Source organism: Hahella chejuensis KCTC 2396, assembly GCF_000012985.1.
Lineage (GTDB): Bacteria > Pseudomonadota > Gammaproteobacteria > Pseudomonadales > Oleiphilaceae > Hahella > Hahella chejuensis.
The window spans coordinates 1,659,070-1,676,698 of sequence record NC_007645.1 but is presented as its reverse complement, the minus strand read 5'-3'; the positions used below and the strand labels follow the sequence as shown (position 1 = coordinate 1,676,698).

Annotated in this window: 13 protein-coding genes; 5 read left to right on the top strand and 8 right to left on the bottom strand. The window is 55.5% G+C overall.

Features of this window, described 5'->3' with window-relative positions; genetic code table 11:
- Positions 1 to 3: 3 nt before the first annotated feature.
- From HCH_RS07510 to HCH_RS07500, 3 genes are all read right to left on the bottom strand, one after another.
- Positions 4 to 1,221, bottom strand: coding sequence for an osmoprotectant NAGGN system M42 family peptidase (locus HCH_RS07510; protein WP_011395583.1), 1,218 nt, complete (start codon positions 1,219 to 1,221; stop codon positions 4 to 6).
- A 10-nt stretch (positions 1,222 to 1,231) separates the two neighbouring features.
- A complete protein-coding gene (ngg, locus tag HCH_RS07505) occupies positions 1,232 to 2,992 on the bottom strand; it encodes an N-acetylglutaminylglutamine synthetase (RefSeq protein ID WP_011395582.1) in 1,761 nt (586 codons plus the stop codon).
- Positions 2,993 to 3,075: 83 nt separating this feature from the next.
- Entirely contained in the window at positions 3,076 to 4,848 is a 1,773-nt protein-coding gene (locus HCH_RS07500; protein ID WP_011395581.1) for an N-acetylglutaminylglutamine amidotransferase, read from the bottom strand.
- A gap of 216 nt (positions 4,849 to 5,064) precedes the next feature.
- On the opposite strand from HCH_RS07500, the gene HCH_RS07495 reads away from it, so the two are divergent.
- Entirely contained in the window at positions 5,065 to 5,532 is a 468-nt protein-coding gene (locus HCH_RS07495) for a MarR family winged helix-turn-helix transcriptional regulator (RefSeq protein WP_011395580.1), read from the top strand.
- Positions 5,533 to 5,624: 92 nt separating this feature from the next.
- On the opposite strand, the gene HCH_RS07490 is transcribed toward HCH_RS07495, so the two are convergent.
- Entirely contained in the window at positions 5,625 to 7,799 is a 2,175-nt protein-coding gene (locus tag HCH_RS07490; RefSeq protein WP_041598495.1) for a malate synthase G, read from the bottom strand.
- 528 nt (positions 7,800 to 8,327) lie between these two features.
- Positions 8,328 to 8,789, bottom strand: coding sequence for a carboxymuconolactone decarboxylase family protein (locus HCH_RS07485; RefSeq protein WP_041598494.1), 462 nt, complete (start codon positions 8,787 to 8,789; stop codon positions 8,328 to 8,330).
- 149 nt (positions 8,790 to 8,938) lie between these two features.
- Here HCH_RS07485 and HCH_RS07480 point away from each other — a divergent pair, with 149 nt between their 5' ends.
- Entirely contained in the window at positions 8,939 to 9,832 is an 894-nt protein-coding gene (locus tag HCH_RS07480; protein WP_011395577.1) for a LysR family transcriptional regulator, read from the top strand.
- 287 nt (positions 9,833 to 10,119) lie between these two features.
- Positions 10,120 to 10,824 carry an immunoglobulin domain-containing protein gene (locus tag HCH_RS07475; protein WP_011395576.1) on the top strand — a complete coding sequence of 235 codons (705 nt, stop codon included), beginning with the start codon at positions 10,120 to 10,122 and terminating at the stop codon, positions 10,822 to 10,824.
- A 116-nt stretch (positions 10,825 to 10,940) separates the two neighbouring features.
- On the opposite strand, the gene HCH_RS07470 is transcribed toward HCH_RS07475, so the two are convergent.
- From HCH_RS07470 to HCH_RS07460, 3 genes are all read right to left on the bottom strand, one after another.
- Positions 10,941 to 12,686 (bottom strand): methyl-accepting chemotaxis protein, encoded by a 1,746-nt coding sequence (locus HCH_RS07470; protein ID WP_011395575.1) that lies wholly within the window; start codon positions 12,684 to 12,686, stop codon positions 10,941 to 10,943.
- Between the two features lie 258 nt (positions 12,687 to 12,944).
- A complete protein-coding gene (locus HCH_RS07465) occupies positions 12,945 to 13,598 on the bottom strand; it encodes a fumarylacetoacetate hydrolase family protein (protein WP_011395574.1) in 654 nt (217 codons plus the stop codon).
- Between the two features lie 36 nt (positions 13,599 to 13,634).
- Positions 13,635 to 15,038 carry an FAD-binding oxidoreductase gene (locus HCH_RS07460; RefSeq protein WP_011395573.1) on the bottom strand — a complete coding sequence of 468 codons (1,404 nt, stop codon included), beginning with the start codon at positions 15,036 to 15,038 and terminating at the stop codon, positions 13,635 to 13,637.
- A 368-nt stretch (positions 15,039 to 15,406) separates the two neighbouring features.
- On the opposite strand from HCH_RS07460, the gene serA reads away from it, so the two are divergent.
- Both serA and HCH_RS07450 read left to right on the top strand, forming a co-directional pair.
- Positions 15,407 to 16,636 carry a phosphoglycerate dehydrogenase gene (gene serA, locus HCH_RS07455; protein WP_041599328.1) on the top strand — a complete coding sequence of 410 codons (1,230 nt, stop codon included), beginning with the start codon at positions 15,407 to 15,409 and terminating at the stop codon, positions 16,634 to 16,636.
- Between the two features lie 309 nt (positions 16,637 to 16,945).
- Entirely contained in the window at positions 16,946 to 17,617 is a 672-nt protein-coding gene (locus tag HCH_RS07450; RefSeq protein WP_011395571.1) for a response regulator, read from the top strand.
- Positions 17,618 to 17,629 lie beyond the last annotated feature (12 nt).

Genomic DNA, 17,629 nt, shown 5'->3' with positions numbered 1-17,629 from the left:
CGCCTACTTCAGAACCTGCTTTTTGCCTCGCCCGCCTTTCTCACGCTCGCCCAGCACTTCGTTCACCATCGGCACGGCGGTGCCGCCGAACTGCATTTCATCCCAGGTGATCTGATCCTGGAAGTCCTCTTTGGGAATATTCGCCTGTGCGTCATGCGGACGCACCGGTTCACTCTGAGCGTATCGCACCACCAGATCAGAAATGGCGGTCAATGCGTCAATATGGGTGCGTTCGTAGCCATGCGTGGCGTCAGTGCCGAAGGTCACCAGCGCATGGCGGATATCATGGCCCGCCTGCACCGCCGACACCGCATCGCTGTAGTAGTAGCGGAACACATCGCGCTGATGGGGAATATGATGATCCTGACACAGATGAATCAGATGCCGGGTCAGATGCCAGTCGAATGGCCCCGAGGAATCTTTCATGGCGATGGTGACGCCATGCTCTTTCGCGTTCTGACCTTCCGCCACCGGACCGATATCAATGCCGACAAACTCAGTGACGTCCGCTTCGATCGCATGCCCGACGCCTGAGCCGATTTCTTCCGTCAGGGTAAATATCGGCAGACAATCCATGGCCAGCGGCAGATCGTGCTCCACTATAGCTTTCAACCCCGTCAACAACGCGGCGGTGCCCGCTTTGTTATCCAAATGGCGGGAAACAACGAAACCATTGGGCAGAAATTCCGGATTGGGATCAAAGGCTACAAAGTCGCCAACGGAAATGCCAATTCTGAAGGCGTCTTCTTTCGAGTATATGCATTCGTCCACGCGGATTTCCACGTGATCCCAGGTGACAGGGAGGCGATCCACCTCTTCGTTGTAGCGATGTCCCGCCGCATACAAAGGCAATACCGACCCTCTGAAACAACCGCTGTCGCTGAATATGGTCACGCGAGAACCTTCCGCGAAGCGGCTCGACCAGTGCCCCACCGGCGTCAGACACAGTCGACCGTTGGGTTTGATTTCACGCACCATGGCGCCGATAGTGTCCAGATGCGTCACCACGGCGCGTTGCGGCGCATTCAGTTTGCCCTGCAATCGTCCTTTGATGGTGCCGCGCCGGGTCAACTCATAATCGATGCCCAGATCGCTCAAACGCTCACATACATATACAACCGCTCCATCGGTGAATCCCGTAGGGCAAGGTATCGCCAGCAATTCGAGTAACACTTTGGTGAGGTACTCAGAGTCCAGGGTATAGCCTTTCTCTTCTATCATAACTTCGCCTCTAAGATGCATGTCGTACGCTCCGCGTCAGCGGGAACAGCAAATCGATAAAACGTTGCGCCGTCGGCTGCGGCGCGTGATTTTCCAGTCCAGGACGTTCATTGGCTTCAATGATGACGTAATCCGGCGATGTGTGGTCTTTGACGATGAAGTCCATGCCCACCACCGGAATCTGTAGCGCTCTGGCGGCTTCTTCCGCCGCAGCCCGCAACTCAGGATGCAGATCGTCAGTGACGTCAATCAGCGTACCGCCGGTATGCAGATTGGCGGTGCGACGCACAAACAGATGCGCTTCCACTGGCAGCACACTGTCCCAGTCGTAACCGGCCTCGCGGATGCAACGCTCGGTTTCCGCATCTATGGGAATCTGGCTTTCCCCTCCCGTTGCGGCGGCGCGGCGACGGCTCTGCTTTTCCACCAGAGTGCGAATAGAGTCGCGGCCGTTGCCGTAAATCTCCGCCGGACGACGAATCGCCGCCGCCACGGTATCGAAGTCGATCACCACCACCCGCAGGTCGAATCCTGGATGATAAGTCTCCAGCAGCACCGATGAGGAAACGCTCTCCGCCTTGCTAATGGCGGCGTGCAGGTCGTCCACATTGCGGACATCCACGGAAATGCCTTTGCCCTGCTCGCTATCCAGGGGCTTCACCACCACAGCTCCGTGATCGGCGAGAAACTCTTCCGCCTGTTCCCGCGAGCGATACAGTTGATAAATGGGGGTGCGCAACCCGGCGCGGGCGCAGGAGCGATGCGTCAGCATTTTGTTCTGACATAGCGACATGGACAGCGCCGTGGTCATGTCGGTGAGAGACTCATGACAACGTATGCGACGACCGCCGAAGCTGAGGGTGAACAGATTGTTGACCTCATCGTCGATCACCACTTCAATGCCCCGACGCATTGCTTCGTTGACGATGATTTTGGCGTACGGATTCAGTTTCGCGGACGGCTCCGGCCCTACAAACAGTTTCTCGTTGATGGCGTTCTTCTTTTTCAGCGCGAAGGTGCGTATGGCCTGAAACCCGAGCTTTTCGTACAGCGCTTTGGCCTCGTAGTTATCATGCAACACGCTGAGATCCATGTACTGACACTCCCGCGTCTGAAAGTATTCCGCCAGATAACGCACCAACGCCTCGCCGACGCCCGGGGTCTTGCTGTCCGGGGACACCGCCAGACACCACAGGCTGGAGCCCTTGCTGGGGTCGCCAAACGCTTTGATATGGTTCACGCCCATAACCGTGCCGATGATCTTGCCGCTGCCCAGCGCCTCGGCGACCAGATAGACAATATCCTTGGAATGACGATGCGCGAGTACATGCTCTACTGGCGCACAGACCATTTTTCTCTGGGTGAAAATCGCATTCAGCGCCTCCACATCCACCGTGCTGCTGGCTCGTCGAACGGTAACGCCCGGCAGCGCGCGAGTGCGCGGACGATATTGGCTCATCCACAAGCGCATGGTGTCGGAGGGGTCCAGAAACAGAGACTGCGGCGCATGACTCAGCACCACATGGGGGTCCGCTACGTAGAGGGCGATATCGCGATCGCCGGTGGATTCTTCCGCCAGACTCTTCGCCAGTTCTTTCGGGCTTTCAAACGTATTAGCCAGCAGTAGACGGCCCCAGCCGCAGTGAACGCTCACACTGCTGGGAGCGTCCGCTTCCGCGTCTGTGCGTATATGCTCCGCCTGCAGCGATTCATATGACGGCATTTGTTTGCGCAACATCCTTTCATGATGATGGCGGGGTGTAATAGCCATATTGATGTAACCTTTCGTGCCTGAGGTTGCTTACCGCAACGTCAGTGTGACGCTGCGGGCTTCACGGCTGATAATGCTTACCGTTATAAATTGTGGCGCTGCAGCCAGAGCTCCAGCAGGCCAAGCTGCCAGAGTTTGGAGCCGCGCAACGGCGTAATGTGCATATCGGGCGACAACAACAGGTTGTCCACATATGCCTGATCAAACAGGCCGCGCTCCCGTGCGCTTTGCGTGGACAGGGCTTCCTTCACCCATTCCAGAATGGTTCCGCGCAGATACTTCAGCGCAGGCACCGGAAAATAGCCTTTGGGGCGGTCGATCACCTGGTGAGGAATCACACGACGCGCCGCCTCTTTCAAAATCCATTTGCCTTCATCCCGTACTTTCAGCGGCGACGGAATACGCGCCGCCAGCTCCACCAGTTCATGATCAAGGAACGGCACCCGCGCCTCCAGCCCGGCGGACATGGTCATGTTATCCACCCGCTTAACCGGGTCATCCACCAACATGACGCTCATATCCAGGCGCAACGCCTTGTCCACCGGATCATCAGCGCCAGGACGCAGGAAGTGCTGCTTGACGAATTCGCCGGCGTAATCCGGCGCTATCCAGCGGGGTTGCACTGTCTGCCTGTATTCCTCATAACTGCGGTCGAAAAACGCTTCGCGATAACAAGCGTAGGGGTCTTGCGCGCCCACCAGAGGCGGATACCAGTGATAGCCGCCAAACACTTCATCAGCGCCCTGCCCGCTCTGCACCACCCGGCAATACTTGCTGACTTCCTGGGACAACAGATAGAACGCCACGCAGTCGTGACTCACCATGGGCTCTGACATGGCGTCGATAGCTTTCGGCAACGCCGAGAACATGCGATCTGATGCGATCTGAATCTTGTGATGACGAGTGTTGAAATGATTGGCGATGATATCGGAGTAATGAAATTCATCTCCCTCTTCCCCGCCCACAGCTTCAAAGCCAATGGAGAAGGTCTGGAATCCGTCCGGGACGACTTCCGCCAACAATCCAACCAGCAGGCTGCTGTCGACGCCACCGGAAAGTAGCACGCCGACCTCAACCGCTGCGTTATTGCGGCGGCGTACGGACGCAAACAGCGCTTCCAGCAGACGATCGCGCCAGTCTTCCGCCGTCATCGCTTCGTCGCCGGGCTGCATGCCGAAAGTAAGGCTCCAATAGCTGCCCGTGTTGATGTTTCCGCTTTTATCCAGCTCCATCCAGGTGCCCGGCTGCACCTTGTAAATGCCTTCGAAAATCGTATCAGGCGCTGGTGTGACGGAGTGGAAGTTGAGATACATGTTCAGCGCTTTCGGATTGATCTTCGCGCTGAAACCCGGAGCTTTCGCCAACGCCGGCATAAATGAGGCGAAACGCAGCGCCTTGGCGTCATGTTGAAAATAAAGCGGCTTGATGCCGAGACGGTCGCGCGCCAGCAACGTCTTGCCGCTATCGCGCTCCCAGACCGCCAGCGCAAACATGCCATTGAAGCGGCTCAGGCACTCCCTGCCCCAGGCGTGATAGGCTTTCAACACCACTTCCGTGTCGCCGTCGGAATAGAATTTGTAACCCTGTCCCTCCAGTTCGGAGCGCAACTCACGATGGTTATAGATGGCGCCGTTGAACACCACCGCCAGGCCCAGCGCAGGATCGTATAGAGGCTGCTGGGATGCGTCGGAGAGGTCCATGATTTTCAGGCGCCGGTGGCCGAATGCGATATTGTTTTGAGCGAAGACGCCTTCGGCGTCCGGGCCGCGGGGGGTTTGAATGTCGTTGGCGAGTCGGATGAAATTTAAATCGGGCGAGTGGTTGTCGAAGCGGATCTCTCCGCATATGCCACACATATGAACTCCTTGGTTTGTTCAAACATATAGCTGATCAATATTAGCACACATTTACTTTGACAACAAAGTAAACACAAAGCACAAATCCATCTATACTTCTGTTTTTAGGCAATTTAAAAATTTTGTCATGTAATATTTATGTCACAAATTAAAAGGTGGATAGCCCACCAAGTATGAAGGATAATATGAGTTTTTCCATTGATGTAATTTTTACTCATGACTCGACACGATGAAGTATTGGTCCTGATACGAAGGATTATTCGTGCAGCAGACCTCCGCTCCAAGCAATTGGGCAAAGAAACCGGACTCACCGCGCCGCAGTTACTCATTCTTCGGTCTATCGGCGACTCCCGAAATACAACGATGAGCCAAGTGGCGCAAAACATCAGTCTGAGCCAGGCGACGGTCACCAGCATTGTCGACCGCCTGGAAAAGAAAAGTCTGGTGGCGCGCATTCGCGATTCGGTGGACAAGCGGCGTATTTATCTGGTGCTGACGGATGAAGGCAAAGAAGTGCTGGCCGGCGCCCCCCGGCCGCTGCAGGAACTGTTCACCTCCCGCTTCGACAATCTGCCGGAGTGGGAGCAATATCTGATCCTGGCCAGTCTCGCCAAGGTAGCGGACATGATGGACGCCACCGATATTGACGCGTCGCCATTGCTGGCGGTGGGTTCCGTCACTTAAGAGCCTGTCGGCGCGCATTCGGCGAAATCCTTCGCCCATAAACGAAAACGCCCGACGCTAAGGCCGGGCGTTTTGCATTTGACGATGGGGAATCAACCGCCGAATTTTGCCTTCGCCTTGCGACGATATGCATGCAGCAACGGCTCGGTGTAACCGTTAGGCTGTTCGCAACCTTTCAGCACCAAGTCGCAGGCGGCTTGAAACGCCACGCTATCGTCAAAATTCGGAGCCATGTTGCGATAGCTGGGGTCGCCAGCGTTCTGACGATCCACGATCGCCGCCATACGCTGCATGGTTTCCAGCACCTGCTCCTTCGAGCAAACGCCATGGCGCAGCCAGTTGGCGATATGCTGGCTGGAAATCCGCAACGTGGCGCGGTCTTCCATCAGGCCCACGTCGTTAATATCAGGCACTTTGGAACAACCCACGCCCTGATCGACCCAGCGTACAACATACCCCAGGATGCCCTGCGCGTTATTATCCAGCTCCTGCTGGATATCCTGTGCGGACAAAGCCTGGTCGCCCAGCAATGGAATAGTCAGGATATCATCCAGAGACGCCCGCTTACGGGAGGCGAGCTCCTCCTGACGCGCCGCCACGCTTACCTTGTGATAATGCAAGGCGTGCAAGGTCGCAGCAGTGGGAGACGGCACCCAGGCGCAGTTGGCGCCCGCTTGCGGGTGGCCAATTTTGGCCTGAAGCATCTGCGCCATTTCATCGGGAATCGGCCACATGCCTTTGCCGATTTGCGCTTTGCCTTTCAGACCTGCCGCCAGACCGGTATCCACGTTCCAGTCTTCATAAGCGTTGATCCAGGGCTGTTGCTTCATCGCCGCCTTACGCACCACCGGGCCCGCTTCCATACTGGTGTGGATTTCATCGCCCGTGCGGTCCAGGAATCCGGTATTGATGAACACCACCCGATCCGCCGCCGCCTTGATACACGCCTTCAAATTGATGGTAGTGCGACGCTCTTCGTCCATGATGCCGACTTTCAGAGTGAAGCGCGGCAATTCCAGCGCATCTTCGATACGGGCGAACAGGTCGTTGGTGAACGTCACCTCTTCCGGGCCATGCATCTTGGGCTTAACAATATAAACGCTGCCGGTCTTGCTGTTGCGCAGAGGGCCTGCGCCTTTCAGATCATGCATGGCGATCAGCGACGTCATCATGCCGTCCAGTATGCCTTCCGGAATTTCTTCACCGTTGCTGTCGAGCACGGCGTCGATCGTCATCAAATGACCGACGTTGCGCACGAACAACAGGCTGCGTCCCGGCAAACTGAAACGCTCGCCATTCGGGGCGATATACTCACGGTCTGCGTGCAACGTACGGGTAACGGATTTGCCTCCCTTGTTGAAGGTTTCCGCCAGATCGCCTTTCATCAGACCCAGCCAGTTGCCGTAAACCACCACTTTGTCTTCCGCGTCCACCGCAGCGACGGAGTCTTCACAGTCCTGAATAGTGGTCAGGGCCGCTTCCATCAGAACGTCTTTAACGCCGGCGGGATCGGTTTTACCGATAGGGCTGTCAGCGTCGATCTGAACCTCGAAACGCAATCCATTGTTTTGCAGCAGAATGCCTTCAGGCGCGGAGGGTTCGCCGACGTAGCCGGCCAGTTTGCTTTCATCCAACAGACCGATGCTGGCGCCGGACTGCAGTTTCACCGCCAGACGTCCGCTTTCTATGCTATAGCCGATGGAGTCCTTATGGCTGCCGGAGGCCAGAGGAGCGGCTTCGTCCAGAAACTTACGGGCGAACTCGATGACCATGGCGCCGCGCACCGGATTATAGCCTTTACCCTTTTCCGCGCCGTTTTCTTCGGAGATAACGTCAGTGCCGTACAGCGCGTCGTACAGACTGCCCCAGCGCGCATTGGCGGCATTAAGGGCGAAACGGGCGTTCATCACCGGCACAACCAGCTGCGGACCGGCCATAGTGGCGATTTCCGGGTCCACATTGGCGGTGGCGATCTGGAAGTCGTCCGCTTCCGGCGCCAAATAACCGATGTCTTGTAGAAATGTTTTATAGGCCGACAGATCGACCTTACCTGGGTTCTCGCGGTGCCAGGCGTCGATCTGCGCCTGCAGTTCATCGCGTTTTTTCAGTAACGCCTTGTTTCTGGGAGCCATTTCGTTAACGACGGCTTCCAGCTCGGACCAGAACTTATCCGCAGAAACGCCAGTTCCGGGGATCGCTTTTTCATTTACAAAGTCGTACAGAACCTTGGCGACCTGTAAGCCGCCTACTTGTACTCTATCTGTCATAGTAAGCCTCAACACACTCTCTTGTGGTTTCCTGAATCCCTTCGCGCATCGACAGACCTGTGCGACATGATGCCGCAAAGATCGCCGCAGACGCTTCATTACGGGTCCCCATCCGTTCCGAAGCAAGCGAAGAGCGCGTCATTTTACGTGAAAATACGTAGATAATCATGTGCAAAAGATTACTAGCAAAATTACCGCCCAGGTAATCGGGCGTGAGGATTAAACTGCCGCGGAGGGATGGCCGGATGATTATCCGTAGACAGGGAGAGCTTAAAGCGATCTATCGCCTATATATTAATCAGGCAGACAAATAGCTTCCTTCTATTTGTCTGCAACGACAGGGCCTGCACAGGTCAGGCCCTGTCTCCCGCGGCTTGCCGCCGCGCAGGCGCATCCATGCGCCTGATTATTAACATGCCAATATCATTGCCATATTAATAAAAGAAGCGATGACAGTCGAACAGGAGTGCAAGGAGAAAGCGGAAGGAGCGAAGGCTCCCGCCGCGCGGAGATATCCAGCAAGGTCTGTTAATCGAACTGCCCAACCTGGTAACTGCCTGGCTCATACGCGAACAACTTCGTCAGGCGGTTCCAACTGTTGATCTGGGCGATAGCCAGAGCGAGATTCGCCGCCTGCGCATGCCCAAACAGACTGATTACCTTTTCCATCAAGGCGTCCTCCACTTTCTGCTCCGCCACCAAGGTCAATGTCTCCGTCAACGCCAGCGCCGCCCGCTCCTTGTCATCAAAGCATGCCATTTCCCGCCACACTACGACGGCGTTCAATTTCAACGGGTCGAAGCCAGCCGCCACCGCGTCCTTATAATGCATGTCCACACAGTAAGCGCAGCCGTTAATCTGCGACGCCCGCAGGCGCACCAGTTCCAGCAGTTCTAGAGGAAGCCCGCTTTCACGCACATAGCTTTCCACTGTCATCATGGCCGCATATAAGGGCTTGGGAATTTCCGCCAGGGCGATACGAGTGCTCATCATCATGCTCCTTCTGTAAGTTAGCGATATCAACTTGAGACAAAATCATTATCAATCCATGCAAAAATATTGAGAATAATCTCTATAATCAAATCTGTTTTGCGCATAACGCAAAGCCATTCATTCGCCGAAAACAGTAAGATGCAGTCATGCTCGACGAACTCAAAACCTTTATAAAGTGCTGTGAGTGCGGCAGTTTCTCCGCCGCCGGCAAGACTTTGCTCCTGTCGCCTTCCTCCGTCTCACGGCAGATCGACAGCCTGGAAACCAAGCTGCAGACCAAGTTGTTCCAGCGCACCACGAGGCAGCTTATCCTGAGTGACGAGGGCCGCTTCCTGTTGGAGCGCGCGGAAGACATTCTGGCCCGCCTCGACGACACCGTCGCCTCGCTACGACAGCTGCACGGCGAACCCGAGGGACGACTGCGCATCTCCGTGTTGGAGACTTACGGCAGACTGCATATCTCCCCTCTGTTGCCGAAGTTCCTGGCGCTATACCCCAAAGTCAGCGTCGATATTGAATTGGAAAATCAGATGGTGGATCTCTACCGGGACGCGGTGGATATCGCCATACGCATAGGGCCGCCAGAGGACTCGCGGCTCAAGGCCAAGAAATTAACGGACGGACGCATGTTGCTATGCGCCAGTCCGGATTATGTGGCGTCCTTCGGCCCACCCCAGGCCCCGGAAGACTTGGCGCGCCACAATTGTCTGCTGATCAGTCGCGGACGCCGCCAGGTTTGGTGGCGTTTTCACAAAGGCCAGGAACATCGTCGCGTGCAAGTACAAGGCTCCCTTCGTTCCGCCGGCGGCACGCCCTTGTTGGAAAGCGCCTTACAGGGCGTGGGGATAACGCTGCTCACCCAATGGTCATTGCAACCCTATATAGATGAAGGACGATTGCTGCCACTGCTGCCGCAATGGCGCGCGTCTCTCTATCCAGAAAACGGCGGCGAGATCTACGCGGCTTACATCGACAATCATTACATGCGTCCGGCCATTCGCGCTTTTTTGGACTTTCTTGGCGCTCATTTCGTTCAATAAAGCGCCTGGCGGAGAGATAAATTCGTCGGCAAGCGATCTTCACCCGCCAAAACCTTCAACCTTTTTGCCTGCTTTCCCTTTTCGGGTTTTCTTGACGTGAACTAATCGGCGCCTTTGTCCCAATTAGTTCACATATCCCAAATGGACTAGATCTCAGTTCAAGAAATAGCCAATTTTTTGACGCATTTTTGTACATTTTATGTGCGTTTTACAACTTTTGACTAAAAATTAAACCGTAGAATGACCCCATCAGTTACGAATCACCATTCATCTGGGGGAACAACAAAATGACTACTACTACTAAATTCACAGCAAAAGTTTTCAGCGTCATTCTGGCTAGCGGCCTGTTGGCTCAATTGGCTCCTATGGTGGAAGCCGCTTCCTGGAAACGCGCCAATAAAACACAGGTCAGCGCTGTAAACCCTTTGCAAAGTAGCGCAACAAACACCACACAAGAACAAACTGTCGCGGTAGACATCAACATTACTTTTCAACCGATGTCTCAGTATGTTTCCGTGAACAACCTGACTACGCTGAACGTCGCCGCCACCGGCAGCGGAACTCTGTCTTATCAATGGCGTAAGAACGGCGTCGCCATTCCTGACGCAGTCAAGTCTTACTACGACATCAGCGCAGCGACCATGGAAGACCAAGGAGCCTACGACGTCATTGTTTCTAACAGCACGGGCTCAGTCGTCAGCAACAGCGCGCAAGTCACAGTATTTGTCGACAGAACCGCCAACATGTTCTGGCAGCCGCCCACTACTCGCGAGGACGGCAGCGCGCTGGCTCTGGAAAACATCTCAAGCTATCGCATCTATGTAACTAACGAGGCAGGTTCTCTGGAAGCGACTTATAACGTGCCCGCCGGTCAGTACTACCACTACTTCGACAATCTGGAGACTGGCACGCACTACTTCGCCATCACCGCGATCGACACTGACGGCGTTGAAAGCGACTTCTCCGAGCTGATGAGCAAAACCATCTTCTAAGCTGACGCTTATCTGGACCAGAAAACGCAACGATCAGAAAGCACAACGACCAGAAAACACAACGAAAAGGAGCAGACGGTATTCCCGCCTGCTCCTTTTTCTGTTTATCAAAGAGTTTAGAATTTAAACAACCCAACAGCCGTGCGGATGTCGCTGCTGACCTCGTTTAATCTTGAGGACATATCCGTGGTGGCTTCCGCCAGTCCGTTAATCTCATTGGTTTGCCCGCTCAGATTATCGATACTGCGATCAATGCTCTGCACCGCTTCACACTGCTCCGCCGTCGCCTGCGCGACTTGATGATTCAATTCGTGCATACGCGCCACGGCGCCCGAAATAGCTTCCAGCGCTTTGCGGCAGTCGTCGATCTTCGCCACGCTGAGCTTGCTTTCATTCATGCTGACGCCAATTTCGCCCACGGCGCTTTCCGCATCGCGCTGGAGGTTTTGCACCACCTCCTGTATTTCCGTGGTGGATTCATTGGTGCGCTTGGCCAGACTCCTCACTTCATCCGCCACCACCGCGAAACCGCGCCCCAGCTCGCCCGCCCGCGCCGCTTCGATGGCGGCGTTCAACGCCAACAAGTTGGTTTGCTCAGAAATGCCGCGAATAACGTCTAAAACGCCGCCAATGGCTTCGGTGCGCTGCGCCAGCTTGCCAATAACTTCACTGGCGCTCTGAATGCGATGGGAAAGATCCTCGATCGAACGCACCGACGCCGCCATTGCGCTGCGCCCCGCTTCCGTCAGATCCGTCACTTCCTCCGCAATATGCGCAGCGCTGTCCGTCGTCTCCTGAATGCCTTTGGCCGTTGCCGTCATCTGGTTAGTCGCCGCCGCCACCATAGAGGTTTCCGCCTGCTGCTGATTGACTTGGTCCGCCAGCTTCAGACTCCCGTCCGCTCCTTCCGCCGCCACGCCCTGTAAAACTTCTGTGGCTTTACCCACATCGCTGATCAGACTGCGGAATTTGAGCAGCATGCGGTCCAGGGCCTCAGTGATATCCTGCAACTCATCTGAGTTGTCGTAATCGATGGTTCGAGTCAGATCATTTTGCGCTTCGATATCGGAAATCACCCGGGTCACTTTGCGCACCGGACGCACGACCGACCAGATGAAAAAGGCGCCCAACAACAGGCAGGAAATCACCATAAACCCCAGTCCGGCCAGGCTGGCCCGGCGCGCATCCTCCACGGCGCCGCCAATCGATAAGGCGCCTTCCTGCACCAGACTGCCTTGATGCGCGACCTTGTCGGCCGCCGCCGCTACGCCCTCCGCGGAGGTTTTCTGCGCCGCTTCATATTCGCCGCGAATCTGGTTCAACATAGTGATGAACTTGATGGCCTCTCCCCGGGCCCGCTCGCTCATGGACTTCCCCATGGTCATGGAGCGCTCCTCGTAGAACCCGAACATTCTCACCGCGAAATTTTGATAACGGTCCAGCGCATCCTGAATTTTCTTGAAACGCTCCTCACGCTCAGGATCATTCGCCGCCAGATCGGCGAGCATTGTTTTCACCCTTCCGTATGTGGTTTCTCCGAGACTCAGGGAATTACGATCCGCCGCCAGCGAGGCGTGAAAAAACCAATACTGCAACTCGCTCAACAACAACTGCGCCTGCGTAATCGCCGCCACCCGGTCATAGATTTTCTGCTGCTCCGCCATCAACTGATTTTGTTCCCTGACCAACTCATTCTGGGCGTCGATACTTTGCAGCTGCACAGAGACCGTATCGGAAATTTCAGTAATGCGGAGATTCAAAAAGTAGGACGACGTCGCCGAGATAAGAATGAAAACCAGGAACAAGAAGATAACGCGCGCCTTAATGGTCATCAACGAGCGCATTGACGTAGGTAACCTCATGACCAACCTCTACAAATTTATTTTTTTGGTGTGCAACCAACTAAGTATAGACCGCGCTGGAGAGCTTACCTGGCGCAACTGTAATAAGTTGTTGAAGCGGCGCAGTCAGAACGCTCAAAGGCGGATTGCAACAGGGCCAAGCAAGGATAAACCCGTGGATTTAGGTAATACGAATAGAGAAAAAAAGAAAAAAAGAAAAAAAGAAAAAAAGAAAAAAAAGAAGAGAAGAAATGAACGGGCGCAATGCGCCCATTTCTATCACACGACGGAAGTGGCGATATCAAGACCCAGTGACAGAGACAGCTCAACGCGATCGCCGGATTGCAGACGACCAACGCCCGCCGGCGTGCCGGTAAGCGCCACATCGCCTGGCATCAATGTGAAGTGAGAGGACATATAGGCCAGGAGAGGCGCTATCGCGGTAATCATGTCCGACGCTTTGCCGTCCTGGCGCAGTTCGCCGTTCAAATACATGCTGAAAGTCAGGTCGGCAAGGTCGTCTTGCGCCGTCACGGAAACGAAATCCGACAACGGGCAGGCGCCATCGAAGCTTTTGGCGACTTCCCACGGAAGGCCTTTTTCCTTCAGAGCGGATTGCAGGTCGCGACGGGTCAGGTCCAGGGCCAGCCCAACGCCGATGACAGCGCTACGCGCTTCCTGGGGCGTCGCGTTTTTCAACGTCTTGCCGATCAGCAAGGCGATTTCCGTTTCATAATGCACATCCCCCTCAGGAATAACGAGTGGGCCCCGCATATCCACCACCGCCGTGCTCGGCTTGATGAACAGGATGGGGGTGGTCGGCACCGGATTGTTTAATTCCCGGGCGTGCTCAGCGTAATTGCGCCCTACGCACACCACTTTACCAATCTGACTCTCAAAATCGCCGCCGCCAATAAAACGCGCCTTGACCATAGGAACCTCGTCGTTTTCCCGCTGCCGTTTTTCCGCTTATATATCCAGCACTTTGCCGGGATTCATCACATTATTGGGATCAAACGCTACCTTGATCGCTTTCAGATAAGCGATTTCTTCCGGAGCGCGGGTGTATTGCAGATAGTCTTTTTTCAGCAAGCCTACGCCATGCTCAGCGGAAACACTGCCTTGATGACGCTGCACGGTTTCAAACACCTGGGTGTTCACTTCTTCACACTTGGCGAAGAACTCTTCCTTGGCCAGTCCTTCCGGCTTCAGAATATTCAAGTGCAGGTTGCCGTCGCCGATGTGGCCGAACCAGATGATCTCGAAATCCGGATAACGACTGGCGACAATTTCGTCGATTTCAGTCAGGAATGCAGGCACCTTGCTGGGAACGACCGAGATATCGTTCTTATAAGGCGTGAACTTGGAAATGGTTTCGGAAATATCCTCGCGCAGACGCCACAGATTCTTAGCCTGGGTTTCGCTCTGGCTGATGACGCCATCCACTACCCAGCCGTTCTCCATACACTCTTCGAATACGCCCATGGCCTCTTCCAGAGTTTCTTCCGTCAGCGACTCAAACTCCAGCAACGCGTAAAACGGCGCTTCGCCTTCGAAGGGCGCCGTCACATCGCCATTGGCCAGCACATGGCGCAGGGCTTTGTCGGAGAAAAATTCGAATGCAGTGAGGTCGATGCGGCGGGAGAACGCCTGCAATACATCCATCACGTGATTGAAATGGCTCAGGCCGAGCACCAGCACCGTGAGGTTTTTAGGCTGACGGGTCAGCTTCATGGTGGCTTCGGTGATGAAGCCCAGAGTGCCCTCGGCGCCAATAAACAGGTGACGCAGATCATAGCCGGTGTTGTTCTTGGCCAGGCCTTTGTTGAGTTCGAGAATATCGCCCTTGCCGGTGACCACTTTCAGGCCCGCCACCCAGTCGCGACTCATGCCCCAGCGGATCACCTTGATGCCGCCAGCGTTGGTGGACAGGTTGCCGCCGATCTGACTGGAGCCCGCGGAGGCGAAGTCCACCGGATAGAACAGCCCCTGCTCCTCGGCGAAGTTCTGCAGTTGCTCGGTAATCACTCCGGCCTGACACACTAACGTGCGGTCGGCGGGGTTGAAGTCGCTGATCCTGTTCATGGCGTCAAACGCCACCACCACCTCGCCGGAGGCCGCTACAGCGCCAGCGCTCAGACCAGTGCGGCCGCCGGAAGGCACCAGGGCGAAGCCCATCTCATTGGCCGCCAGCACGATCGCCTGCACTTCTTCCGTGGTTTTGGGCAGTACGACAGCCACGGGATCGGGCTCGTATTTCTTGGTCCAGTCCTTGCCGTACGCCTGTAATGAATCCGCGTCCGTCAACACTTTGCCGGAGACGACAATGGCCTTAAGCCTCTCAACGATCTGTTCCGCCGCAACCTTACTCATAGAATTTCTCAACAACACCTTGTAATCAGCGTCCGGAAAACCGCGTCGCCACTGCGCGCGCAGCCTTTTTCCACATGGCGTGGAGAGACATCGGTCAACCGGCGATTTATATGAATATGCGAGTTCAAAAAGCGGCGATTATGGTATCATACGCGCCCTGCGCTGTAGATCCCTGATGCGATTTATGTCTGAATCCGGGGTTTGGTCACCAACAGCAGAGCCCAAAATGCTAAGCGCCAGTGGCGGAGTTTGTCGGCGCCGTTCCCAGCCTGAAAAACAGAATAACGATGGAGGCGGCCCGGGAAGCCTTTCTGTTTAAGAACTTAGCGGCGGAAATAAGTGCGATTACACAAAAGGTCCGAACCGATATGACACAGACGTCCTTAGACAAGAGCAAGATCAAGTTCCTTCTTCTCGAAGGTGTGCACCAGTCTGCGATAGACACCCTGCAAGCGGCTGGCTACACCAATATCGAGTATCACAAGGGCTCCCTGCCCGAACAGGAACTGAAAGAACGCATCGCTGACGCTCACTTCATCGGAATACGCTCCCGCACCCAGCTCACTGAAAGCGTGCTGGAAGAAGCGAAAAAGCTGATTGCGATCGGCTGTTTCTGTATCGGAACCAACCAGGTCGACCTTGACGCAGCGCTGGCGAAAGGCGTCGCCGTCTTCAACGCCCCCTACTCCAACACCCGCTCCGTCGCCGAACTGGTGCTGGCGGAAGCCATTCTGCTGTTGCGCGGCATTCCCGAGAAAAACGCTTCGGCGCACCGCGGCGGCTGGTTGAAGCACGCGAAAGACAGCTTTGAAATTCGCGGCAAGAACCTGGGCATCGTCGGTTACGGCAGCATCGGCGCGCAGTTGAGCGTCATGGCGGAAGCCATGGGGATGAAAGTCTACTTCTACGACGTTTCCACCAAGCTGCCCCTGGGCAACGCCACACAGATGGACAGCCTGAAAGATTTACTGGCCATCAGCGATATCGTCACCCTGCACGTGCCGGAAACTCCAAGCACCAAAGATATGATGGGCGCTGCGGAATTCGAAGCGATGAAGGACAAGAGCATCTTCATCAACGCTTCCCGCGGCACTGTCGTGGATATCGACGCCCTGGCGGACGCGTTGCGCGCCAAGAAGCTGCTCGGCGCCGCCATCGACGTATTCCCGGTGGAGCCTCGCTCCAATGACGAAGAGTTCGTTTCTCCCCTGCGTGAATTCGACAACGTCATTCTGACGCCACATGTCGGCGGCAGCACCATGGAAGCCCAGGAAAACATCGGTCGCGAAGTCGGCGAAAAGCTGGCCAGATACAGCGACACCGGCGCCACCGTGACCTCCGTGAACTTCCCCGAAGTTTCCCTGCCGTCACACCCGCAGAACCACCGTCTGCTGCACATTCACGAAAACGTGCCGGGCGTACTGTCCGAGATCAACAGCGTGTTCTCCGACAACGGCATCAACATCTGCGGCCAGTATCTGCAGACCAACGACAAAGTCGGTTATGTGGTCGTGGACGTGAACAAAGATTACAGCGATCTGGCCCTGCAAAAACTCAAGTCCGTCAAAGGCACTATTCGCTGCCGCGTGCTGTTCTAAACAGCCCTGTGCAGAGAGGCTCGACGCAACTCGCACTCATCGAGAGATTGAGACGAGGAAGCCAAAAAAACGGGCGCGGAGGATAACCTTCGCGCCCGTGCTTCTTCTCAGAGAGATGACTGTCAGTCCCCACCCGTCGTATCTCCTGTCTCACTGTCATTTATACGCCTCCCGCCCTCTTCCGCCTATCCACAGTCCCGCCTAAACCAAAGTTTAGGGCCAAAGAAATATCGATTTTATTGTTGCGCTGGGCCAGCATTACTACACTGGAAATCAAGGCGTATACGCGATTTCGCCAAGGGGAAAAACATGGAAAGCACTCATTGCGCTGACGTTCGCGCCCTTCTGGTCGATGACCATCCTATTGTGATCGACGCACTCTCCACCTCATTGCTGGCGTTGAAGCTGTGTAACTGGATCGACAAGGCCAACACGCTGGCGGAAGCCAAGGAAAAACTGGCCAACGACGCGGATTTCAGCCTGGTGTTGCTTGATCTGCACCTGTCTGACGCCGAGGGCATTCACGCCATGATGACCATGCGGGAGGCCTATCCCGACATTCCCATCATTATCTTCTCCGGCGACGACTCCACCGACACCATCGCCAAGGCGTTCGAGTATGGCGTACGCGGCTATGTGCCGAAGAACTCGCCTGTGGAGGTGGTGGTGAGCGCAGTCAAAGTCGTGCTCGCCGGTAGTTGCTACATCCCGCCTCACGCCATCCGCATGCTGGGTTTTGAGCCCGCGGCCGGAACCGTGGCCATCGGCAATACTGCAGTGGAGACCCGTCCGTACTTCTCTCCCCGTCAGGAGCAGGTGTTTCACTATTTGCTGGAAGGCATGCCCAATAAGGTAATCGCCGCGCGCCTGGATATGGCGGAAGGCACGGTGAAAACCCATATGAACACTATTTTCAGGGCATTAGGGGTGCGTAATCGCGCGCAGGCGATTCTGAAGGCGCGGCAGCTGGGCGTGATCTGAAACGTATCCACC

Bases quoted from the DNA above. Each gene is read 5' to 3' on its own strand.
- HCH_RS07460 (WP_011395573.1), bottom strand. From the start codon at position 15,038: ATGAGTAAGGTTGCGGCGGAACAGATCGTTGAGAGGCTTAAGGCCATT.
- HCH_RS07485 (WP_041598494.1), bottom strand. From the start codon at position 8,789: ATGAGCACTCGTATCGCCCTGGCGGAAATTCCCAAGCCCTTATATGCG.
- HCH_RS07475 (WP_011395576.1), top strand. From the start codon at position 10,120: ATGACTACTACTACTAAATTCACAGCAAAAGTTTTCAGCGTCATTCTG.
- HCH_RS07490 (WP_041598495.1), bottom strand. From the start codon at position 7,799: ATGACAGATAGAGTACAAGTAGGCGGCTTACAGGTCGCCAAGGTTCTG.
- HCH_RS07510 (WP_011395583.1), bottom strand. From the start codon at position 1,221: ATGATAGAAGAGAAAGGCTATACCCTGGACTCTGAGTACCTCACCAAA.
- serA (WP_041599328.1), top strand. From the start codon at position 15,407: ATGACACAGACGTCCTTAGACAAGAGCAAGATCAAGTTCCTTCTTCTC.
- HCH_RS07450 (WP_011395571.1), top strand. From the start codon at position 16,946: ATGGAAAGCACTCATTGCGCTGACGTTCGCGCCCTTCTGGTCGATGAC.
- HCH_RS07495 (WP_011395580.1), top strand. From the start codon at position 5,065: ATGACTCGACACGATGAAGTATTGGTCCTGATACGAAGGATTATTCGT.
- HCH_RS07500 (WP_011395581.1), bottom strand. From the start codon at position 4,848: ATGTGTGGCATATGCGGAGAGATCCGCTTCGACAACCACTCGCCCGAT.
- HCH_RS07480 (WP_011395577.1), top strand. From the start codon at position 8,939: ATGCTCGACGAACTCAAAACCTTTATAAAGTGCTGTGAGTGCGGCAGT.
- HCH_RS07470 (WP_011395575.1), bottom strand. From the start codon at position 12,686: ATGAGGTTACCTACGTCAATGCGCTCGTTGATGACCATTAAGGCGCGC.
- ngg (WP_011395582.1), bottom strand. From the start codon at position 2,992: ATGGCTATTACACCCCGCCATCATCATGAAAGGATGTTGCGCAAACAA.
- HCH_RS07465 (WP_011395574.1), bottom strand. From the start codon at position 13,598: ATGGTCAAGGCGCGTTTTATTGGCGGCGGCGATTTTGAGAGTCAGATT.